Source organism: Roseateles sp. (genome assembly GCF_031397715.1).
Lineage (GTDB): Bacteria > Pseudomonadota > Gammaproteobacteria > Burkholderiales > Burkholderiaceae_C > Paucibacter_A.
The window spans coordinates 1-21,940 of the sequence record NZ_JANNMI010000233.1; the positions used below are offsets into that span (position 1 = coordinate 1).

Here is a 21,940-nt window from a genome sequence, read left to right on the forward strand (position 1 = left end):
GCCGGCCGCCTCCGCCGTGCTTTGCAGCAGCACTTCGGCCACTACATAGGGCGCGTACTGGCGCAGCTCGACATTGCCCAGCGTTTTGACGACTTCATAGCCGGGCTCTTCAATGGCGTGGCTCATTTGTGGGCTGGTCAGGGCAAACAGTAAAACAAACAGGGAGCGGAACATGGTGGCTTTCCTTTGCAATCGAATGACGCTGAGCATAGGCGGCCGGCGCGAAGTCTGCAGGCCGCTCGCGCAATGCACTTAGGCACGGGGCTTTGCCCTCGCCTGCGAGCTTGGCGGTAGCACCAAGCCTTCATGCAGGGCGATGTGTTCCAAGGCGGCTTCAAAGCTGGCGCGCGACTCGGCCGCGACTCGGCGCAAATAACGGTGTAGTTGCGCGTCGGCCGGGCTGCGGTCCTCGCACTCGGCGCTGTAGGCCTCAAAGTGGCCGAGTTGCAGCAGCAACTCGGCCACATGGCGCGGGCATTCGCAGGCGACGGTGGAGGCCAGGCTGGCGAAGTCGGTCCGCGCCGCATCATCCCAGCGCCGCGCCGGAATTGGGCTGCTGGCCGTTCCGCCACTCATACCGCCGCTCATATCGCCACTCATGTCGCCGTTCATACCGCCACTCATACCGCCGCTCATGTCGGCCCGCGTGTCTGACTGTGCGTCGGCCGCCGCGTCGCCAACCACGCCGCCCAGCCACTGCCCCAGCGTGCTGTCATTTTGCGGCTCGCGCAGCAGCGCCGTGCCGGCGCTGGCCAAGTCGTCGCAGAGCTTGTCGCTGGCAAAACGGTAGAGCAGAGCGATCGGCAAGGTCGCCAAGCGCGGCGCGGCCGCCTGCAACTCGCTCGGCCAAGTCTCATGCAGCCTCCCCTGCTGCAGCAACAAGAGATCGACCGGCTGGTCAGCCAAAGTGGCCTGGGCGTGCGCGGCGTCTTCAAACGGGCCCAGCCATTGCACCGGCCGGCCCAGGCCGCGCAGCAGGGCGGGTGAGTGCAGGCGCGCGGTCAGCGCCATGCCGATGACCGCCACCCGCAAGCGCGGGCGGGCCGTAACTGCCTCGTCAAGCGCAGCGCGGGCAGGCTGCTGGTCGGCCAGGGCGCCCGCATGGGTGGCGGCCACGTCTTGCAGCTGTCGCTGACTCAGCGCCGCCAAGCTGCCGATGGCGTGGCCGAGGTCGCTCAAGCGCTTCAACAAGGCCAGGCGCTGCACATCGCCGGCCGTGTACAGGCGCTGCCCGCTGGCGCTTAGCTCCACCTGAGTAAGCCGGTAGCGGCGCTCCCACACCCGCAGCGTGGCCACCGGCATGCGCAACATACGGGCGACCGCGCCGCTGCGGTATCTGGCCGTGGCTTCGCTGGTTTCCGGGTTTTCGTTTGAACTCATCGCCGAATTGTATTTGAAGCGTATTTGACTCCGATTATCGGATTCAATTAGTCGGAGATAACTATTTGACGATACTTTGACGCGAAATGACCTATGCTGCAAGGCGGAGGAACGGGTCCTCTGAAACACCCTCATTAGCCATCGCAAGGAGCATCCCATGACCCACTCAACGCAACAAACCATGCAACGCCGTGTATTTTTGATGACCGTCGCCGCGTCTACCGCCGCCCTCGGTACCTCCGCGGCCTTCGCGCAAGCGATGCTGGACGAGAAAGACGCCCAGGCGGTCGCGCTGGGCTATGTGGCCGACGCCAAGCGCGTCGACGCGAAGAAGTTCCCCAAGTTTGCAGCCGGGCAAAACTGCGCTAATTGCGCGCTGTATCAGGGCAAGGCCGGCGACAAGGCCGGTGGCTGCCCCCTGTTTGCAGGCAAGCAAGTGACCGCAGCCGGTTGGTGCAGCGCCTGGGCCAAGAAGGCTTAATAACCGCAGATTCGGTTGCCGTGACCACGACACATCCCCCATCGTTTCGCGGCAACAAGGCGGCACTGCCGTCCAAGCTCTGCGTGGCCTGCGCGCGCGCCATGACTTGGCGCAAGTGCTGGGCCAAGAACTGGGCCGAGGTCAAGTATTGCTCCGACGCTTGCCGCCGGGGTAAGGGCAACCAGGGCAACCAGGGCAGCAAGTCCGTGCATGGCTGAGCTGCGCACGCTGGTGCTGGTCTTGGGTGATCAGCTGGACCTGGAGGCCGCCGCTTTTGACGGCTTCGATGCCGCGCAGGACGCGGTGTGGATGGCCGAGGTCGCGGACGAGTCCACGCATGTCGCCTCCAACAAACCGCGCATCGTGATGTTCCTGGCAGCGATGCGGCATTTCGCCCTCAGCTTGCACGAAGCTGGCCGTCCACTGCATTACATGCGGCTGGAGGACCCCGGCAACGTCGGCAGCTTGGCTGCGCAGCTGCTGGCGGACGTGGCCCGCCTGAAGCCCAACCATTTGGTGATGACGGCGCCCGGCGACTGGCGCGTGCTGCAAGCGCTCAAAGCCGCCGCCCAAAGCTGCGGCCTGCCGCTTGAGATCCGCGAAGACCGGCATTTTTTCAGCAGCGTGCGCGATTTTGCCGAGCACGCACGCGGGCGCAAATCGCTGCGCATGGAATTCTTCTACCGCGAGCAGCGCAAAAAGCACCAGATCCTGATGGACCCCGCACAGGCCGGCTCGCCGGTGGGCGGGCAATGGAATTTCGACGCCGAAAACCGCGGCGCTTTCGGCGCCGAGGGACCGGGGCTGTTGCCGACGCGCAGTCGCTTCGAGCCCGATCAAGTCACGCGTGAGGTGATCGCGCTGGTGGAGCGCCGCTTTGCCCATCACTCCGGCAATTTGGCCAGCTTCGCCTGGCCGCTGACCCGACCTCAGGCGCTGCAGGCCTTGAATGCCTTCATCACCGAGCGCCTGCCGCTGTTCGGCCGCTACCAAGACGCGATCTGGCCCGCTGACCCCTGGCTGTATCACGCGCATCTGTCGGCCGCGCTGAACCTCAAGCTCTTGAATCCGCGCGAGGTGGTGGCGGCGGCAGTGGCGGCGTTTGAGGCCGGGGCCGCGCCGCTGACCAGCGTGGAAGGCTTTGTGCGGCAGATTCTGGGCTGGCGCGAATATGTGCGCGGCATTTATTGGCTGCAGATGCCGGGCTACTTGGTGCGCAACGCGCTGGATGCCCAGCAAGAACTGCCGGCCTGGTACTGGAGCGGCGCCACCGATATGGCCTGCTTGCGCGACGCCATCACGCAGACCTTGACGCATGGTTATGCCAACCATATCCAGCGCCTGATGGTGACCGGCGGCTATGCGCTGATGTTGGGCGTCAGGCCGCAAGCCGTGCACGAATGGTATTTGGCCATGTATGTGGACGCGGTGGAGTGGGTCGAGCTGCCCAATACCCTGGGCATGAGCCAATACGCCGACGGCGGCGTGATGGGCAGCAAGCCCTATATCGCCACTGGCAAATACATAGACCGCATGAGCCCGCACTGCAAGGGCTGCCGCTACGACCCGGCCCAGCGCACCGGCGCCAAAGCCTGCCCCTTCACCACGCTGTACTGGGACTTTTTGATGCGTCACGAGCCGGCCATGGCCAAGAACCCGCGCATGGCGCTGCAGGTCAAAAACCTGGCGCGCCTGAGTGTCGACGAGCGCCAAGCGGTGCAATCCCGCGCCGAGTCGATTCGGCGCGGCGAAGTTGGAGCGCTGCCCCATGCCGGCGTTTGAAGCCACGCGGGCCGCTGCGTGTGCGCGCCTGGGCGCCGTGCAGCCTGCCGCTTATGCGCGCAGCCGCAATGCGCTGAATGGCGCGGTAACCGGCTTGTCGCCCTACATCACCCACGGCCTGCTGAGCTTGCCCGCGGTGCTGGCCGGCGTGTTGGCGCGCGAGCCGCTGGACATTCAGCACAAATTCGTTTTCGAGCTGGGCTGGCGGGAGTTTTTTCGCCATGTCTGGCAGCAGCGCGGTGACGCGGTTCTGAGCGACCTTCACGCAGGGCCGCTGCCTGCCAGCGCCTACGCACTGACGCTGCCCGAGGACATCCGCCAAGCCCGCACCGGCCTGCCCGTGATCGACGAAGCCGTGCGTACGCTCTACGCCACCGGCATGCTGCACAACCATGCCCGCATGTGGTTGGCCAGCTATTGCGTGCACATCCGCAAACTGCATTGGCGCTGCGCCGCCGATTGGTTGTATGCGCATTTGCTCGATGGTGACCTGGCCAGCAACCACCTCAGCTGGCAATGGGTGGCCGGCACCGGCAGCGGCAAGCCTTATCTTTTCAATGCCGATAATGTGGCCCGTTATGCCCCGCCGGCCTGGCACAGTCCCGGCACGGTGATCGACTGCAGCTATGAAGAACTGGACCGGCTGGCGCGCCAGACCAAGGCCGTTCGGCCCGCGCCGGGCGCCCGGTTGGCCGGCACGCTGGAGCCGGTGCTGAGCGCGCAGCCGCCGGCAGATCTGGGTGCTCGCAGCCCGGAAGCCGCCTTCGTGCAGGGCCGCGAAGTCTGGCTGCTGCACCCCTGGAGCTTGGGCGAATTGCCGGCCGAGTTGCCGCCCGACACCGCGCTGGTGTTGGTGCTGCTCAGTGACTTTCACGCGGCCTGGCCGTGGAGCGAGCGGCGCTGGCGCTTTGTGGCGCAGCGAGTGGCCGAGTTGGCCGCCGGCAGACAGATGCAATGCTGGCATGGCCAGGCGGCCGACATCGGCGCTGCCTTGGTCGGCAGCCGGCGCGTGCGCAGCGTGGCCGAGCCGCATCTGCGGCCGTGGCTGAGCAGCTTGGCCGACTGCGCTGACGCACCTGCGCTGTTTCCGGCTGTGGCGCAGCCTTGCAACTCTTTCTCTCAATGGTGGACGCGCAGCACCCGTGGCCTGAAAACCGCGGCCGAGCTGCTGCCCTCAAGACCTGAGCCCGCATGATGGACACCCAACAAAAACAGCCCGCCGCGCTGACCGTGCTCTATGACGGCGCTTGCCCGCTGTGCCGGCGCGAGATCGGCGTCTACCAGGGCTTGGCATCGACCGAGCCGCTTTGCTTTGCCGACGTCAGCAACTCTGCCACTCAGTTGCCTCCCGGCAGCACGCGCGAGCAGCTGATGGCGCGCTTTCATGTGCAGGCCGTCGATGGCCGCTTGCTCAGCGGCGCACAGGCTTTTCTGGCGCTGTGGGCGACGCTGCCGGGCTGGCGCTGGTTGGCCAAGCTGGGCCGCGTGCCCGGCCTTGCCTGGGTGATGGAGCGGGCGTATCGTGGATTTCTGCATCTGCGGCCGACGCTGCAGCGAGTTGTGAGGCGTTTCGACAAGCCTGAGCGCGGGCAGCTTTGAAGGAGTAATGAGCCATGAACGAGGATCCTCGCTGCTGCGGCAGTGGCACTTGCATCATCGACCCGGCGGGTCGTTGCTGGTGCGGCCAGCAATGGGACGGGCAGAAAATGAGCGCGGCGCCGGCGATTCAGCCAGAGCGCGCCGAGCCCATGGCGCTCAATGCACCTAACGAACAAGCCCCATGAACTGGCTGAACAAACTGCCCGGCTTTCAGCGCTCGCCGCCCGGGCTGGAATGGGCGATCTGGCAGCGTCTGCCGCGCATTCTGTGGGTCGGCACGGTGATTCCGGGCTTGCTGGCCTTGGCATGCTGGTGGGCGGTGCCCGAGCAATTGACCTCCGCCGCAGACCGTGATTTGCTGCTGACCAGCTACCGCCTGATGGGCTTGGTGATGCTGCACTGGACGCTGGTGCTGACGGTGGGCATTGGCTGCGTGCTGGTGATGGTGATGAAGGGCCCGGCCTATGTGGCCGACGCCTACCCGCCGCCGGGTCGTGAAGACGCGCCGCCTAGCGTTGACCCAGAAAGTCCAACTCGCTGTCATCCTTCAAAGCCACCCCGCTGACGCGCCGGCGTAAGGCCTCGCGCAGCAGCCAAGCCAGGCGCTGGGCCGCCAGCTCGGGCACCAAGCCGGCCGGGCGGATATTGCTGACGCAGTTGCGCTCGGCGTCGCTGCGGCCGAGGGCCGGGCCAAAGGTCAGATAGGCACCCAGGCTGTCGGGTGAACTCAAACCCGGCCGCTCGCCCAAGAGCACCAACACCGCCCGGGCGCCCAGCACCGCGCCGATCTCATCGCCCAGGGCCACGCGCGCCTGCGTGGCAATGAGCAGCGGGCCGATCCGCAACTGACCGCCGAACGCCTGCTTGAGCTGGTTCAACAGCGGCAGCGCATGGGTTTGGGTGGCGACGGCCGACAAGCCGTCACCCAGCACGACGACAAGATCAAACGCTTCTTGCGGCAGCGCGCGCAGGCGCTCCAGGCTAGGCTCATCTAGCCGGCGCCCCAGGTCGGGGCGGCGCAAATAGATGTCGCGGCCAGCGGCGCGGCTTTGTACGCTCAGCCAGGCCCAACCGGCGCCGCTTAAATCAGCGCCTAGCGCGGCCACATCCAGCGGCCGCAAAACCGCGTCGCGCGCCTGCGCATGGGCGGCGTTGAAGTCCAGCAGCTCGCGCGTCGGCATGCTGGTGCCGGCGCGGCCAATGCCGATTCGGGCCGGCGTGTGGCGGCGCAGTGCGGCCCACGGGTCAAGGTTCACGTCCGTCAAGATAGACCGCTAATCTTTGCCGTTAGCGAATCGGCCAGCAAGCGCTGCGCGCCGGCCGGCAACAGCTGGCCCTGGCCGTCGGTGATGCCCATGCCCTGCAGCCAGGCCTCGAACTCGGGTGCGCGCTTGAGGCCGAGCAGTTTGCGCACGAACAGCGCGTCGTGAAAAGAGGTGCTTTGGTAGTTCAGCATCACATCGTCGGCGCCCGGCACGCCCATCATGAAGGTTAGCCCCGCGCTGGCCAGCAGCACCAGCAGGTTGTCCATATCGTCCTGGTCGGCCTCGGCATGGTTGGTGTAGCAGATGTCGCAGCCCATCGGCAGGCCCAATAACTTGCCGCAGAAATGATCCTCCAGGCCGGCGCGGATGATCTGCTTGCCGTCGAACAAATACTCCGGCCCGATGAAGCCGACCACGCTATTGACCAGCAGCGGCCGGTAGCGCCGCGCCACCGCATAGGCGCGCGCTTCAAGAGTCTGCTGGTCGACGCCGTGATGCGCATTGGCGGACAGCGCGCTGCCCTGGCCGGTCTCAAAATACATCACGTTCTGATGGCCGCGTCCCAGCGACAGCGCCGCCGCATGGGCCTCGTCGAGCAGGGCCAGATCGATGCCGAAGCTGCGATTGGCCGCCTCGCTGCCGGCGATCGACTGGAACACGAGGTCCACCGGCGCGCCCGCCTCAATCGCTTGCAGCGTGTTGGTCAGATGCGTCAGCACGCAGCTCTGCGTCGGGATCTGGTGGCGCTGGATCAGCTCGTCCAGCAGTTGCAAGAGCCGCGTTGTCGCCGCCACGCTGTCGCCCGCCGGGTTGATGCCGATGACGGCGTCGCCGGCGCCGTACATCAGGCCGTCCAGCATGCTGGCGACGATGCCGGCCGGGCTGTCGGTCGGGTGGTTCGGTTGCAGGCGCACGGCCAAGTGGCCGGGCAGGCCTAATGTCGAGCGAAAGCGGGTCACCACGTGGCAGCGGCTGGCGACCAGGATCAGATCCTGGTTGCGCATCAGCTTGGCTGTAGCTGCGACCATCTCGGGCGTTAGCCCCGGCGCCAACGCGCTCAGCGCGGCCGGTGTGGCCGCATCCGACAGCAGCCAGTCGCGCAAAGCCCCCACGCTCAGGTGAGCGAGCGGCGCAAACGCGGCCGCGTCATGGCTGTCGATGATCAAGCGGCTGATTTGATCCGTCTCATAGGGGATCACCAGCTGATGCAAGAACAGGCTCAGCGGCACGTCGGCCAGCGCTCGGCAAGCGGCCACGCGCTCTTGCGCCGTCTCGGCCGCTAGGCCCGCTAGACTGTCGCCCGAGCGGGCCGGCGAGGCCTTGGCCAAGAGCTCGCGCAGATCGGCGAAGCCGTAACTGAGCGCGCCGACGCTGGCCTGGAAACCCATCGCCGGGCTTTGACTGATTTACCAGCCGCCGATATTCGGCATCGAAACCCAAGGCTCGGCCGGCGTCAGCGCCGGGCCGTCTTGCAACAGCTCGACCGAGATCAGGTCGGGCGAGCGCACAAAGGCCATGCGGCCATCACGCGGCGGGCGCACCACCACCACGCCGTGGTCGAGCAGACGCTGGCAGGCAGCATGGATGTCGGGCACGGCAAAAGCCAGGTGGCCGAAATTGCGCCCGCCGCTGTAGGCCTCGCTGTTGCCGTCGGCGTCCGGCCAGTTATAGGTCAGCTCGACTTGCGGCTGGTACTTGCCTGCCTCATTGCCGGGCGCGGCCAGATAGACCAGCGTGAAGCGGCCGGCCTCGTGCTCGCTGCGGCGCACCTCGACCATGCCGAGCGCGTCGCGGTAGAACTTCATCGAGGCGTCGAGGTCGGTGACGCGAACCATCGTGTGCAGGTATTTCATGGGCTTGTCCTTGGGAGTCTGGGGAGGATTGTCGCGGCAGATGGCGCGGGTGCGCTACTGCTCTTCATGCCGGGGCCAGCAAGCCGGCACTGCTCGGGCCCCGAGCCTTGATGGCCCGGTTGACGCAATCCCTGGCCGGGCTGGGAAGATTCATTGCTGTTCGCCTAGCGACCTTGATCCCTTTCATCCCCTCCATCCTGGCTAAAAATTCTTCCGGGTCTGACGAATATGGCTAGATCGCGCCTGCCGCGTGGAGGCGTGGTGCTCACGATGGTTGTTCGCGCCCGGCTTTGCGTTGGTTTTAGCGGTCCCAGGTTCAGGCTTTTGCCTCAAGAAATTGAAGTGCCGCCCCGAGCTTGTCTGACCCCCTCGGCGGGCGGACGACTCAAGCCGTCGGCCTGGGAGCGTTCCGCCGTGATACCAAAAGCCCCGCGCAACAGCGGCAGTCGCCGCAGCAGCAGATAGGCCAGTCCACAGACAAGCAAGGTTAGCGCGATCAAGAGCAGACCCTCACCCAGCGGCGCCAGTTGCAGCGGCGCCAGCGCGCGGGCCAGCACGATGATGACGGTCTGGTGCAGGATGTAGACGCAGAAGATGGCCGGCGACAGCGCCCGGCGCAGCGGGCTGTCGACGTTCAGATGGCGGTAGGCAAAGCCGCAGGCCGCCGCGATCGCCCACCATTGCATCGCGCCGTAGAGCAGGCGCAAGGCACCTACCAGCAACAGCGCCGGCTCGGGCTGGGCAAAGAAGCTGAAGTAGCCCATCCGCACGCCCCAGGCGGTCAAAGCCAGCAGCAGCGCGACCCAGCGCAGATCGGCCAGCCGGGCCCAGACTCCCCCGCTGCGCGCCAGCAACAGGCCCAGCATGAAGGCGCTCAGCGACTGCGCGTGGTTGTACCAGTCCCACACCAGGTTGTGGGTGGTCTCAAACTCCAACAGGGTCAGGCGCGAAAACATCAAGGGCAGGGCCAGACCCAGCAGCAGCACGACCGCACTAGCGCGGCCCAGGCTTGCGGCGGCGCGGTCCAGCAACTGTGGCGCGACGCGCATGAGGCCCCAGGCCAGCACCGTGTAGACCAGCAGATAGGGCAGGAACCAAAGATGGTTCCAGGTCGGCAGGGTCAGGCAGCCGTCGGCATCGCAAAAGCCTGAATAGGCGCGCAGATACAGGCGCATGAAGTCGACATAACTGCCGGCGTAGTGGAGCTGCTCCACCACCTCGAAATAGGCCTGCGGCGGCACCACCACCAGCATGCCGAACAGCAGCGGCCAGAGCAGCCGCCGCGTGCGCCGGCCGAGAAAAGCCAGCCCGCCGGCGTCCGCCCGCTGGCGCAGCGCGATCTGCAGCACCGCGCCGGCGATGAAGAACAGCAGGCTCAGCCGCCACGGCGACAACAGCTGCATCAGTGGCTCCAGCGCTGCCGTGGCATGGGGGCTTTTGATATGCCAGTCCCAGCTCACGTAATACATGCCGACGTGATACGGCACCAGCAGGGCGAAGGCCAGGATGCGCAGCCAGTCGAGAAAGAACTGGCGCGGCGGGGAGTCTTGTTTGAGCGAGTTTGTGTTCATGCGCCCAGCATCGCCGCCGCTATCAGCGCGGGCAAGCCCAATGGGGCGAGCTGGATCTCGGTTGGGGTGAGGCGGCGCCGTTCAGAGTTCCAGCGGCGAATTTTTAGCCAACCGCGCCACCAACTTCAACAAGGTCGGCACGCGCTTGCGGCCGTGCATGGCGCGCAAACGCGCTTTTGCCGCCCCCAGCTCGATGCCGATGCAGCTGACGATCAGCGGGCGGGTTTCTTCTTCACGCTGCACCTCGAATTGGGCCGGGGTGTTGGGCGGCGCCGTTTTGGACACCCCCATGACGGCGCAGCGTCCGCCCAGCGCGTGATGCAGATGCAGCCCCAGGCCCGGTGTTTCCTGTGCGTCCAGGTGCACCAGGCCGTTGATGAGGATCAGCTCGATCATCTCGGCTGCCAGCCCATGCTCGCGCAGCAATTGCATGATGCAGGGCAGGGCGCGCAGATCCAGCTCGCCGCGTGCGGCCTTCTCCACCTGAGCGATGCGCGAGACGAAGCTGCGGGTCGGCTCGGCCGCCGCCCAGTCCTCAAAGGCGACGGCGGCGACCTGGGCGGCATTGCTATTGTCAAAGTGCACATCGATGGCGAGTTTCATGGCCGACCCTGGTTGTTTGCCGCATTGTGCAATGCGTCGGCGACGTCTTCTGACCCAGAACTCCCCCGCTATTCCGGCCCCCGGTCAAGCGCGGTTTGAGCGACCATCGGCAACGCTGCCCGGCGCTGCCCCGCGCTGCCCTTTCAGACAGGTACGATTCCGTTGATGCAAGCCCTCGAACTCGGTGATTCACAAACAACGCAGCTGGCGTCGGCAAAAGCTGCCGGTTTGGCTGCGTGGCCCGACGTGGCGCGGGCCAAAAACTACCTGATTGCCGCGATCGTGCTGCTCGGCGTGGCCTTGACCTATGTGCTGGCCAAGGCCGAGCATGTGCGGGCGCAGCGCGATGCGCAGGCCCGTTTCGAGCGTTTGTCGGAGCGGCTTGAGGTAGAGGTCGAGCGCCGGCTGCGCCTGCCCTTGTACGGCCTGAAAGGCGCGCGCGGTGTGTTTGCGGCCAGCGCCAAGGTCGAGCGCGCTGAGTTTCGGGATTACGTGGCGTCGCGCCAAATGGCGCTTGAATTTCCCGGCGTACGCGGCTTTGGCTTTATCGAGCGCGTCATGCGCCCGCAGCTTGAACGCTTTGTGGCGGCCACGCGGCGCGACGGCGCACCCGACTTTGAGGTTCGCAGCAACGGCCAAGAGGCCGATTTGTTCGTCATCAAATTCATTGAGCCGATGGCCTCGAACAGTGAAGCGCTGGGCTTCGACATCGGCCAGGAGGCGATCCGGCGTGAGGCCGTCGAGCGCGCGCTGCGCAGCGGCGGCGAGACCCTCAGTGGGCGGATTTCACTGGTGCAGGACAGCGCCAGGCGGCCGGGATTTTTGCTCCTGCTGCCGATCTATGAGCGCGGCGTCACACCGAACACGCTGGCGCAGCGGGAGCAGGCGCTGCGGGGTTTTGTCTATGCTCCGCTGATCGCCGCAGAGTTGTTCGCCGGTATCAGCGATGTGGCTGACGCCCAGCTTGATTTCGAGCTGTTGGACAGCCCGCCCGAAGAGTCGACCAGCGTGGCCTACCAATCCGACGCACGGCCGCCGCAGGCCGCGCAGTACAAGGCCGCCCGGGCCCTCAGCTTCGCAGGACGCAGCCTGACGGTAGCGACTCGCAGCAGGCCCGAATTTGACCGCAGCGCGCGCTCGAACACGGCCACCTGGATAGCGGCCGGCGGGGGTGTCTTGACCCTGCTGCTGGCCTTTGCGGCCTGGCTGCTGATCACCGGCAGGGCACGTGCCGAGGCCAAGGCCGGCGCCATGACCGCCGACCTGGAGCGCCTGGCCCGGGTGGCGCGCGGCACCAGCAATGCGGTGATCGCCAGTGATGCCCAGGGCCTGATCACCTGGGTCAATGAGGGCTTCAGCCGCATCAGCGGCTACGCGCCTGTGGATGTGATTGGCTTGCGGGCGGCCGAGTTGATGGCGACCGGCGCGCCGGATGAGCTTGCGTCCCTGGTCCCCGATGGCTTGGCCGAGATGGTCTTGAGCCGCGTTGGTCAGCGTGCCGAGTTCCGGCGCCGCCGCCCGGACGGTGAACTCTATTGGGTCGAGGCCGATGTACAGCCGGTCTTTGATGCGCAAGGTCGGCATTCTGGTTTCATTGAAATCAGTCTGGACATCAGTGACCGCAAGCGCAATCAACAGGGGTTGGCGCTGGCCTTGGCCGAGAACAAGGCCTTGCTGACGACCATTCATCAGTACGCCATTGTGTCGGTGGCGGATGCCGACGGCGTGATCATCGAAGCCAACGCGGCCTTCAGTCGCATCAGCGGCTACAGCCGAGCGGAGTTGTTGGGCAGCCCACACCGCATCGTCAATTCGGGTCAGCACAGCGCCGAATTCTGGGATGCCATGTGGTTCAGAATTTCGTCCGGCCAGTCCTGGCATGGCGAGATCTGTAACCGCGCCAAGGATGGCAGCCTCTATTGGGTCGACACCATCATTGCACCCATGCTGAGGGAGGACGGTCGGATTCAGAAATACGTGTCCATCCGCACCGACATCACCGCCGCCAAGCGCTCGGCCACCGTGCTGGCCGAACAGCAAGAGCGCCTGAACCGCATCATCGAAGGCACCAACGCCGGCACCTGGGACTGGAATATGGTCAGCGGCGAGCTCAGGCTGAATGATCGCTGGGCCGAGATGTTGGGCTATTCACTGCTGGACTTGGCGCCGGTGAACGTCAGCACCTGGGTCGACAACTGCCACCCCGACGATCTGCCGAAGGCGCGTGCCTTGCTGATGCAGCACAGCTTCGGCGAGTCGGCTTTTTACGAGTGTGAATTGCGTATGCGCCACCGTGACGGGCATTGGGTCTGGGTGCTGGCGCATGGCAAGCTGTACGAGCGCACGGCCGAGGGCGAGCCGCTCTGGATTGCCGGCACCCATCTGGACATCAGCGCGGCCAAGGCGGCGGCCGAGTTGCTGCAGCACAAGCAATTGGTGCTGGACCGCGCCGAGCGCTTGGCGGGCCTGGGGGCCTGGGAGATTGATGTCGTCACGCAGGCCTTGACCTGGTCACCGCAGACCTATCGTTTGCATGAGCTTGACCCCGATCAGCCCATCACCTCCGAGCAGGCCCTGTCCCACTTTGCGGCCGCCGATCGCGAGCGCTTGCTGGAGGCGATGCGTTTGGCGGTGCAGGCGAGTGAGTCCTGGGACTTGAACCTCAGCCTGCAAACCGCTTCGGGGCGCCAGCTGTCGGTGCGCTCGGTCGGCGAGGCGGTGTTTGACGACAGCGGCGCGGTGCGCCTGGTCGGTACCTATCAAGATGTGACCCAGCAGCGCTTGCTGGCGGCCGACATCAAGCGCAGCCATGCGGTCTTGCGCAGCGTGCTGGACAACCTGCCTTGCGCGCTGAGTGTGTTCGACGCCGATCTGAAATTGCTGGCCCATAACCAGCAGTTTCTTGAGATGCTGGACTTTCCGGCCAGTCTGTTCGCGGGCCCGACGACCACCTTCGAAAGCATCATCCGCTTCAACGCGGCGCGCGGCGAATACGGCGGCGGGCCCGACATCGAGGCCACCGTGGCGCAGATCATCGAGCGTGCGCGCCACCCCAGCCTGCACCACTTCGAGCGCCAACGGCCCAACGGGCTGACGCTCGAAGTGCGCGGTGCGCCGATGCCGGAGGGCGGCTTCGTCACCACCTATTTCGACGTCAGCGAGCGCAAGCGGATGGAGGACGCGCAGCGGCGCGCCGAGGCCTTGCTGCGCGGCGCCATCGATGCCGTCAATGAGGCCTTTGTGCTCTACGGGCCGGACGACCGGCTGGTGTTTTGCAATGAAAAATACCGGCAGATGTATGCCGCCTCGGCCGACCTGATCGTGCCCGGCGCCAGTTTTGAGGAAATCATTCGTGGCGGCGCCGAGCGCGGGCAACACCGCGACGCCGAAGGGCGCATCGAGGCCTGGGTGGCGGAGCGCATGGCCATTCACCGCAGCAGTGGATCGACGCTGGTGCAAAAGCTCGAAAACGGCCGTTGGGTGCGGGTGATCGAGCGCAAGATGGATGACGGCCACACGGTGGGGTTCCGCATCGACATCACCGATTTGATGCAGGCCACCGAAGCGGCCGAGGAAGCCTCGCGGTCCAAGAGCCAGTTCCTGGCCAATATGAGCCACGAAATCCGCACGCCGATGAATGCAATTTTGGGCATGCTCAAGCTCTTGCAAAAGACCGAGCTGAATACCCGCCAACAAGACTACGCCGGCAAGACCGAGGGCGCCGCGCGTTCACTGCTGGGCTTGTTGAATGACATTCTGGATTTCTCCAAGGTCGAGGCCGGCAAGATGACGCTGGACGCGCAGCCCTTTGCGCTGGAGCAGCTGCTGCGCGACCTGTCGGTGATTTTGTCGGCCAGTGTGGGCCCGAAGCCGCTGGAGCTGCTGTTCGATATCGACCGCGCCCTGCCGGCGATCTTGACTGCCGATGCGATGCGTTTGCAGCAGGTCTTGATCAATCTGGCCGGCAACGCGATCAAGTTCACGCCGCGCGGCGAGGTGGTCGTCAGCGCCCGCTTGTTGGCGGAGCGGGGCGGGGCGGTGGAGATCGAGTTCGCCGTGCGTGACTCCGGCATCGGCATTGCGCCCGAGCATCAGACGCTGATTTTCTCGGGCTTTGCGCAGGCCGAGGCCTCGACCACGCGGCGCTTCGGCGGCACCGGCTTAGGGCTGGCGATCAGCCAGCGCCTGGTGCAGCTGATGGGCGGCGAGTTGCTGCTGGAGAGCGCACTGGGCAAGGGCAGCTGTTTCTCCTTCCGGCTGCAGATGCTGCGCGCGGCCGCGCCGGCCGTGACCGACCAAGCCCCGCAGGCCAAGGCGCTGCGCGCCCTGATCGTTGACGACAACCCGACCGCGCTGGCTGTGCTGGGCCACCTGAGCGAAGCGCTGGGGTGGCAGGTCGAGCTGGCCGCATCGGGGCCTGCCGCGCTGTCGCTGCTGCAGCGCCAGGTAGCGGCCGACCGCGCCTTTGACGTGGTGTTGATCGACTGGCAGATGCCGGCCATGGACGGCTTCGAAACCGCCCAGCGTATGCGCGCGCTGGCCGGCGCGCAGGCCACGCCCTTGCTGGTCATGGTGACGGCGCATGGGCGCGAGATGCTGGCCCAGCGCAGCGATGCCGAGCGAAGCCTGTTGGACGGTTTTCTAGTCAAGCCGGTGACGGCGCTGATGCTGCAAGAGGCGGTGCAGGCGGCACGCGGCGAGGCTGCGGCAGCGATCAAACCGGTGCCGCCGGCGCCGGCACAGGGGCCCAAGCCCTTGCAGGGCATGCGCATCTTGGTGGTCGAAGATAACCCCAACAATCAGCAGGTTGCACAAGAGCTGCTGGAAGACGCCGGTGCCCGCGTGCAGCTGGCCGACAACGGGCAAGTCGGCGTTGATCTGCTGCGCGCCGACGCCGGCATTTATGACATCGTGCTGATGGACATGCAGATGCCGGTGATGGATGGCTACACCGCCACGGGCATCATCCGCAAGCAGCTGGGCTTGAGCGGCCTGCCGATTGTGGCGATGACGGCCAATGCAATGGCCTCCGACCGCGAGGCTTGTCTTGCCGCCGGTATGAATGAGCATATCGGCAAGCCCTTTGATCTGGAGCAGCTGGTGGCGCTGTTGCTGCGCCTGACCGGCCGGGCCGTGGTCGCGCCAGCCGCCGCCGCAACAACAACCGCGCCGAAGCAATTTGCCAGCCTGAGCGTGCCGCCGGCGCTGCGCGAGCGGGCCAGCGCGCAGGGCTTTGACGTGCAAGCGGCGATGGACCGCTTCATGGGCAAGACCGAGCTATTCGGCCGCATGGTGCGCAGCTTCACCGCATCCGCTCGCACGCTGCCGGCTCAGCTGACCGCGCTGCTGGCCGAAGCCCGCGTCGACGACGCCGCCATGGCCCTGCATTCCTTCCGCGGCCTGGCGGCGACGCTGGGGGGTGTGCAACTGGCCGAATTGGGGAGCGAAGGCGAGACGGTGTTGAAGCGCGGCGACCACCTCGGCGCCATGTGGTTGAGTGAGCTGGACAGAAATATTCAAGCGGCTTGCCGCGATATGTTGAAATTGGCCGACGATCTGGCGCTGCTGGGTCTGAAGCCGGCCGCACAGGCCGTCGCGCCGCCGGCCGATGCCGAGGCCTTTAGATTGGCACTGGAACAGTTAATGCAGTTGCTGCGGGACTTTGATATGGGCGCGACCGATGCCTACGCACATTTACGCGAGCGGCATGCCGCTCAGCTGGGCGCGCAGCAAGCCGCCCTGGATGCCGCCGTGACGGCGCTGCAGTTTGACCGCGCCCTGGGCTTGTGCGCGGCGCTGGCCGCGCGGGGGTCGGCGTGATCACACCGCAGCTCTATCTCGACCCGCAAGAGCACAGGCTCGACCCGCTGCTGCGGCTGGGCCGCAAGCCCAGGCTGCTGATCGTTGACGATCAGCCGGTCAATATTCAGGCGCTCTACCAAGTTTTTGCGGCCGACCACCAGGTCTTCATGGCGACCTCCGGGCCGCAGGCCTTGGGGCTTTGCCGCGATCAGCGGCCCGACCTGGTGCTGCTGGACATTCAGATGCCGGGCATGGACGGTTTTGAGGTTTGCCGCCAGATCAAGGCGGACGCCGCGCTGCAGGACTTGCCGGTGGTGTTTGTGACCGCGCACAACGAGCCGCTGGTGGAAACGCAGGGGCTGGAAATCGGCGCGGTGGATTTCATCTCCAAGCCCTTCAATCCGGCGGTGGTCCGCGCCCGTGTCAAAACCCATCTAACGCTTAAATTGCAGGGCGACTTGCTGCGCCAGATGGTCTTCATCGACGGCCTCACCGGCGTCTATAACCGGCGCTTTTTTGACGAGCGGCTGGCGCTGGAGTTTCAACGTGCCAAGCGCAATCGCAGCATGCTGTCGCTGATGGTGGTGGATGTGGATTACTTCAAGCGCTACAACGACCATTACGGCCATCTGGCCGGCGATGAGGCCCTGCGCGCGGTGGCGGCCACTCTGCGCGGCCAGCTCAAGCGCCCGGGAGATTTGCTCAGCCGCTACGGCGGCGAGGAGTTTGCCTGCATCTTGCCGGAGACGGATTTGGCCGGCGCTTTGTGCCTGGCCAACGAGATGGAGGCGGCGATCCGGGCTGCCCATATCGCGCACGCCAAGTCCGACGTTTGCGCGCAGCTGACCGTCAGCCTGGGAGTAGCGAGCTTGTGCCCGCAGGGCAACCGCTTGGCCGAGGAGCTGATCGTGGCCGCCGACCAGCAGCTCTACTTGGCCAAGTCCAAAGGCCGCGGCCGGGCTTGCGGGGCGCTGCTTTAGGTCAGCTGTGTTGGCGAGTTAGCGCGGCGCCGTCAATGCCTTCAGCCGCTTGAAGTACAGCGAGGCGCCTTGCAGATTGCCGTCGGCGCTGGCATCGTAATCGGGGATTTCACCGGCGCGCTGCCAGCCCAGATGCACATAGACGGCCTCGGCCTGCGAGCCCGACGGGGCCTCCAGCACCAGCAGCGTGCGTGCCTGCACCGCCGCCGCGCATTCCAGCCGCGCCATCAGCAAGCTGGCCACGCCGCGGCCGCGGGCCCGGCTGTGCACCATCAAACCCTGCACCTCACCACGGTGGTGCGCATTGGCACTCGGGGCTAGCGACAGCTGCACCGCACCCAGCAATTGCTCGCCGGCACCCGCTGCGGATGCCGCGCAGGCGATCCACAGCTTGTGATGGGGGCCGAGGCGGGCGAACACGCCATGCCAGTATTCCAGCGCCGCGTAGCGCGACAGCGGCGCCAGAAAGCCCAGGCTGGCGCCTCGGTGCACACCGTCGATCAGCAGATCACAGAGCGCCGGCAGCCATTGCAAATCCTGGCTGCCGAGTTGGCGAACGCCGGCCGGCGCGGCGCGTGCTTGCAACTGCGCGGCCGCCGCATGCAGGCCGGTTTGAGTGCCGCTGTAGGCGCCCGCGTGAGCGCCCACATGAGCGCCCGCATGAGCGTCGAAGGAATGCAGGCTCTGGGTCAGACCGGGCGCTAGAAAGCTGGCGAAGTTGAACATCAAGGTGGCCTTTGCAAGTGAGGAGCCGAGCAAGGTCTTGTGAACGTTGCTGCAGCGTAAACCCTTGCAAGGGGCGTGCCAGGCTCCTCGTCAGCACTCCAACCCAGGTTCGGCTTGCAGGCGCCCATGGCCGCCCCGCTTCGCCTCGTACAGCGCGGTCTCGGCGCGCCGCATCAGGTCGTCGATATTGCGGTCGCCATGGCGCAGCTTGGCCCAGCCGGCGCTGTAGTCGAGCGTGAAGCCCAGCTCCACCAGCGTGCGTGCGCTCAAGGCCTGGCGCAGGCGCTGGTCCATCGCCTGCGGCCCTTGCGGCTCGCAGCGATCCATCAGCAGGCCGAAGTTCTCTGGGCCGACCCGCCCGGCCAAATCACCCAAGCGCATCTGCGCCTGCAGGCAGCTGCTGAACAGCACCAGGGCGCGCTCCGCGCCGGCCTGGCCATGCTCAGCCTCAATGGCCTTGAAGTTGTCGAGCTCCAGCAGCATCAGGGCCAGCGGCTCCCGGTGGCGGCGGGCGCTGGACAGCATATCGACCGAGCGGGCGGCAAACGCGCGGCCATCGCTCAAGCCCGTCAAGCCATCAAGCTGGGCCAAGCGCGCCAGCTCCGCCTCAACTTCGCTGCGCCAGGCCAAGACCAGGCCCAGCACGGCCAGGCTCAAGCCCCACAGTGCCGCCAGGGCCAAGGCGGTGTTGATGGCCTGCGGGGCCAACAGACTGTTTGGGTCCAGCGTGCCGAACGCGCCGACGCTGCCGCGCGCCAAGCAAATCAGCAGCAGCGGCAAAAAAGCCGCCAGCAGCACCGAGCGCCAGCGCCGCGTGTCGGCACCCGGCAAGACATGGGCCGGCGCTTTGGCCCGCTCGTAATGCAGCCGGTCCGGCTTGCTGGGCAGCGCCACACTCAGCACCAGCAGGCCCAGCTGCAGGGCCAGCCAATAGTGGGCCCAGGCGCCGCGAAAACCGACGTCACCAAACTGCAGAGCGTAGACCAAGGGCATCAGCAGCGGCGCCAGCAGGGCCAGCGCGCGCCCCGGACGCGGCGTCAGCCAAAGCTGCAGCGCCCACCACAAGGCGCTGAGGCTGGCGCTGAAGGCCGCCAAGGCCAGGCTGAGCCACAGCCGCTCATGGCCGGCTTGGGCCGCCGCCAGCAACAGCCAGCCCAGCGCCTGCAAGCCCATGAAGGCATGGGCGCGCTGCCCGGCCGCGCTGGGCCGCCAACCCATCAAGAGCACCAGCAGGGCGGTCGAGCTGAGTGCCTGCCAGAGCAGCAAATTGAAGAGGGTGGGATTATCGAATTGCATGGCGGCTCGCTGGAGGAGATAGGGCATTCTCTATCCTGGTTGGCCGGGTTGGCTTGGCTTGGTCTAAGAATCTGAATCCAATAAAGAGGCAAAGTGACGAGGCGCCAGGGAGGGCGCCGTTGAGATCGATGAGTTTGTCTGCTTGAGGCCGAGCTTGCTCGGCCGCGTAGGGTTGCCCACGAGTCAGGGTTCGAGCATTCGCACAGACACGACTGCTACTTCGTCCAGGCATCTGACAGGCGCTCGGCCTGCTCCAGCACCAGCCGAATCGCTTCTTCTTGCATGTCCGGCGGATATTTGTAGCGGCGCAGCGTGATGCGCACAAGGTTGCGCAGGCGCGCGCGCATGCTCTCGCGTTTTTGCCAGTCCACCGAGGTGCTGTTGCGCAGCTTCTCGGTGATCTCCACCGCAATCTTCTTCAAGGCCTCGTCGCCCAGCTCGCGCACTGCGCTCTCGTTGTCCGTTAGCGCGTCGTAAAAAGCCATCTCCGCGCTGTTGAGGCCCAGCCTGTCACCGCGCAGCGCCGCCTCGCGGAACTCCTTGGCCATGGCAATCAGCTCTTCGATCACCTGCGCACTTTCGACCGCGCGGCTCAGGTAGCGGTTCAGCGCAGCTTGCAGGCGTTCGCTGAATTTGCGCTCCATCACCACATTGGTTCGCAGGCGTGATTTCACCTGGTCCGCCAATAATTTTTGCAGCAATTCCACCGCAAAGTTCCGCTGCGGCAGCCGGCGTACTTCTTCCAAAAACGCATCGGACAAAACACCGATGTTCGGCCGCTCCAGCCCGGCCAGCTTGAAGATGTCCTGCACCCCCTCGGCCACCACCGCGTTGTCCAGAATCTGCTTGAGCACCGCGTTACGGCCTTCTTCCGACAGCTTGGCCTCCGAGGTGGTCGCCTTGGCAATCACCGCTTTGATCGCTTGGAAGAAGGCAATCTCTTCACGCAGCAGCGCCGCATCGTCCAGCGTGCCGCAGAGCGAAAACGCCTTGCTGATGCCCAGCACCACATCGGCCCAACGTTGCTTGCCTTCATGCAGACCCAGCACATGGTTGGCGGCCGGCAAGAGCAGCGCCAGGCGCCATGCATTCATGATGTGTACCACTTGGTCCGCTGGCGGCGAGTATTGGAAACTTGCCTGGCGTCCGATCCGGTGCCGGCAAGTCGAAGCCACGCTGCAAAACCAGTACCTCGTCTAGCGAACCAACTCGCCACGCCGCAGGAATCTCCCCAAGCTCTGAGTCCTCGAAGCTGCCGGGAAACAGCGCGAGGAGTTCGGGGGTTAGGCCCAGGCGTTGGCAGATGGAGTCGGGGCTCTCGCCGCTGGCCTTGGCGCGCACGGGGTCGAAATCGACGAACCAGGACTGGAAGATGGCGCGGGCCATGGCTTCCAGCGTTTTGTTCATGCGACGGTTGAGTTCGATCTTGTCGTCGAGCGCTTCTAGGATGCGAGCAACCCTTTGTTGTTCCTCAACATTGGGCAACCAGATGCGAATTGACTTCAGGATATCTGTTGGAAGTTTGCCGGTTCCGTGCCCGGCGAGATCAACAGAAGCCAGCAACTGTGGCTTGGCCGCTCGCAGTGCATAGTTGAGATAAGTTCCACTCACGCCGTGCTTCGGCGTGAGTGCTTTGATGTCTTGGTTGAACGCCATGTCTCGGCTTGCGATACACATTGGCACATCGTTCAACAAGGTCATGCCACGGACCAAGATGAGGGTTGCTCCGGCGGGAGCAAGGCGCGATCCGTTCGCCAAACCCACGTCAGAGATGTGATCCTCGGTGTCCAGAAGTCTTGGGGACTTCATGTCCTTTGCCGAAACCCACGGAATATTTCCATTCCAATACTCGTTGTTGGACTTGCTCGGGGTGCCGCCGGAAGAAAAGTCCGCAACGTGCTCCAGCTCGATCCACTGAGATTACTCACTCATCCCCGCCCCCCAACTCTTCCACCGCCTTGTGCAAAAAATCCGCCATCTCGGCCTTGCCCGGCAGCTGCACCTGGTAGCGCGACACAAAGACCTGGTTGCTCATATCGGCCAAGGCGTACTGCACCAGCTCGGTGTTTTTGCGTGTGCACAGCAAGATGCCGATGGGGGGCTGGTCGCCCTCGGTCATGTGGTGTTGCTTGTAATAGCTGACATAGGCGTTGAGCTGGCCCAGGTTTTCGTGTTTGAAGGCATCGCTCTTCAGCTCAATCAGCACATGGCACTTGAGCACGCGGTGGTAGAAAACCAGATCCACAAAGAAGTGCTCGCCACCGATGAGCAGGCGCTGTTGCCGCGCCTCAAAACAAAAGCCGTGGCCCAGCTCCAGCAAGAAGGCTTGCAGTTTGTCGAGCAAGGCGTCTTCCAAATGGCCTTCGCTCATCACCTCCTGGGGCTTGAGGCCCAAGAATTCAAACACATAGGGGTCGCGGATGATGTGCTGCGGGGCGGTCTGCTCGGCTTTGGCGTGGGCCAGACTTGACAGGGCTTTCTTGTCGGTGGAGAGGCCGGTGCGCTGGTAATACTGGGTGGCGATTTGACGTTTGAGTTCGCGCACGGACCAGTTGCCGCGCAGAGTTTGCGCTTCATAAAAGACCCGTTGCATGGGGTCGTC

Annotated in this window: 19 protein-coding genes and 1 pseudogene; 9 read left to right on the forward strand and 11 right to left on the reverse strand. The window is 65.3% G+C overall.

Features of this window, described 5'->3' with window-relative positions:
• Window positions 1-252: 252 nt before the first annotated feature.
• Window positions 253-1,380: a MerR family transcriptional regulator gene (locus RMO57_RS09975; RefSeq protein WP_310386199.1), complete on the reverse strand. Its 1,128-nt coding sequence runs from the start codon at window positions 1,378-1,380 to the stop codon at window positions 253-255.
• Between the two features lie 202 nt (window positions 1,381-1,582).
• Here RMO57_RS09975 and RMO57_RS09980 point away from each other — a divergent pair, with 202 nt between their 5' ends.
• From RMO57_RS09980 to RMO57_RS10010, 7 genes are read left to right on the forward strand one after another with little or no spacing between them, the layout of a single operon-like run.
• Entirely contained in the window at window positions 1,583-1,861 is a 279-nt protein-coding gene (locus RMO57_RS09980) for a high-potential iron-sulfur protein (protein WP_310386235.1), read from the forward strand.
• Window positions 1,862-1,881: 20 nt separating this feature from the next.
• Entirely contained in the window at window positions 1,882-2,079 is a 198-nt protein-coding gene (locus tag RMO57_RS09985; RefSeq protein WP_310386201.1) for a DUF2256 domain-containing protein, read from the forward strand.
• Window positions 2,072-3,643, forward strand: coding sequence for a cryptochrome/photolyase family protein (locus tag RMO57_RS09990; RefSeq protein WP_310386203.1), 1,572 nt, complete (start codon window positions 2,072-2,074; stop codon window positions 3,641-3,643). The genes RMO57_RS09985 and RMO57_RS09990 overlap by 8 nt, the downstream gene beginning before the upstream one ends.
• Window positions 3,630-4,838, forward strand: coding sequence for an FAD-binding domain-containing protein (locus RMO57_RS09995; protein ID WP_310386205.1), 1,209 nt, complete (start codon window positions 3,630-3,632; stop codon window positions 4,836-4,838). Before RMO57_RS09990 ends, RMO57_RS09995 begins: the two co-directional genes overlap by 14 nt.
• Window positions 4,835-5,242, forward strand: coding sequence for a DUF393 domain-containing protein (locus RMO57_RS10000; RefSeq protein WP_310386207.1), 408 nt, complete (start codon window positions 4,835-4,837; stop codon window positions 5,240-5,242). The genes RMO57_RS09995 and RMO57_RS10000 overlap by 4 nt, the downstream gene beginning before the upstream one ends.
• Before the next feature lie 14 nt (window positions 5,243-5,256).
• Window positions 5,257-5,427, forward strand: a complete 171-nt coding sequence (locus RMO57_RS10005; RefSeq protein ID WP_310386209.1) for a hypothetical protein — start codon at window positions 5,257-5,259, stop codon at window positions 5,425-5,427.
• A complete protein-coding gene (locus RMO57_RS10010) occupies window positions 5,424-5,807 on the forward strand; it encodes a hypothetical protein (protein WP_310386211.1) in 384 nt (127 codons plus the stop codon). Before RMO57_RS10005 ends, RMO57_RS10010 begins: the two co-directional genes overlap by 4 nt.
• On the opposite strand, the gene eutC is transcribed toward RMO57_RS10010, so the two are convergent.
• From eutC to RMO57_RS10035, 5 genes are all read right to left on the reverse strand, one after another.
• Window positions 5,752-6,498 (reverse strand): ethanolamine ammonia-lyase subunit EutC, encoded by a 747-nt coding sequence (gene eutC / locus RMO57_RS10015; RefSeq protein WP_414896404.1) that lies wholly within the window; start codon window positions 6,496-6,498, stop codon window positions 5,752-5,754. The genes RMO57_RS10010 and eutC overlap by 56 nt on opposite strands.
• Window positions 6,499-6,503: 5 nt before the next feature.
• Window positions 6,504-7,895 carry an ethanolamine ammonia-lyase subunit EutB gene (locus RMO57_RS10020; RefSeq protein ID WP_310386215.1) on the reverse strand — a complete coding sequence of 464 codons (1,392 nt, stop codon included), beginning with the start codon at window positions 7,893-7,895 and terminating at the stop codon, window positions 6,504-6,506.
• A gap of 18 nt (window positions 7,896-7,913) precedes the next feature.
• Window positions 7,914-8,360, reverse strand: a complete 447-nt coding sequence (locus RMO57_RS10025) for a VOC family protein (RefSeq protein ID WP_310386217.1) — start codon at window positions 8,358-8,360, stop codon at window positions 7,914-7,916.
• A 329-nt stretch (window positions 8,361-8,689) separates the two neighbouring features.
• Complete coding sequence (locus tag RMO57_RS10030; protein WP_310386219.1) at window positions 8,690-9,931, reverse strand: acyltransferase; 1,242 nt, start codon at window positions 9,929-9,931, stop codon at window positions 8,690-8,692.
• A gap of 81 nt (window positions 9,932-10,012) precedes the next feature.
• Window positions 10,013-10,534 carry an endonuclease V gene (locus RMO57_RS10035; protein WP_310386221.1) on the reverse strand — a complete coding sequence of 174 codons (522 nt, stop codon included), beginning with the start codon at window positions 10,532-10,534 and terminating at the stop codon, window positions 10,013-10,015.
• Window positions 10,535-10,699: 165 nt separating this feature from the next.
• Here RMO57_RS10035 and RMO57_RS10040 point away from each other — a divergent pair, with 165 nt between their 5' ends.
• Window positions 10,700-16,354, forward strand: coding sequence for a PAS-domain containing protein (locus tag RMO57_RS10040; RefSeq protein WP_310386222.1), 5,655 nt, complete (start codon window positions 10,700-10,702; stop codon window positions 16,352-16,354).
• On the forward strand, window positions 16,351-17,316 hold the full coding sequence (locus RMO57_RS10045) for a diguanylate cyclase (protein WP_310386224.1): 966 nt from the start codon (window positions 16,351-16,353) through the stop codon (window positions 17,314-17,316). The genes RMO57_RS10040 and RMO57_RS10045 overlap by 4 nt, the downstream gene beginning before the upstream one ends.
• An 18-nt stretch (window positions 17,317-17,334) precedes the next feature.
• Here the strand turns inward: RMO57_RS10045 and RMO57_RS10050 are convergent, their stop codons facing one another.
• The 5 genes and pseudogenes from RMO57_RS10050 to RMO57_RS10070 all read right to left on the reverse strand — a co-directional run.
• Entirely contained in the window at window positions 17,335-18,042 is a 708-nt protein-coding gene (locus tag RMO57_RS10050; protein WP_310386227.1) for a GNAT family N-acetyltransferase, read from the reverse strand.
• A 90-nt stretch (window positions 18,043-18,132) separates the two neighbouring features.
• Window positions 18,133-19,338 (reverse strand): GGDEF domain-containing protein, encoded by a 1,206-nt coding sequence (locus RMO57_RS10055; RefSeq protein WP_310386229.1) that lies wholly within the window; start codon window positions 19,336-19,338, stop codon window positions 18,133-18,135.
• Window positions 19,339-19,553: 215 nt separating this feature from the next.
• Window positions 19,554-20,417 (reverse strand): annotated as a pseudogene (locus RMO57_RS10060) (DUF3387 domain-containing protein); the annotation flags it as partial.
• Entirely contained in the window at window positions 20,371-21,249 is an 879-nt protein-coding gene (locus RMO57_RS10065) for a restriction endonuclease subunit S (RefSeq protein WP_310386236.1), read from the reverse strand. The pseudogene RMO57_RS10060 and the gene RMO57_RS10065, both read right to left, overlap by 47 nt.
• Before the next feature lie 13 nt (window positions 21,250-21,262).
• On the reverse strand, window positions 21,263-21,940 hold a 678-nt coding region (locus RMO57_RS10070), incomplete at its 5' end, for a PDDEXK nuclease domain-containing protein (protein ID WP_310386233.1).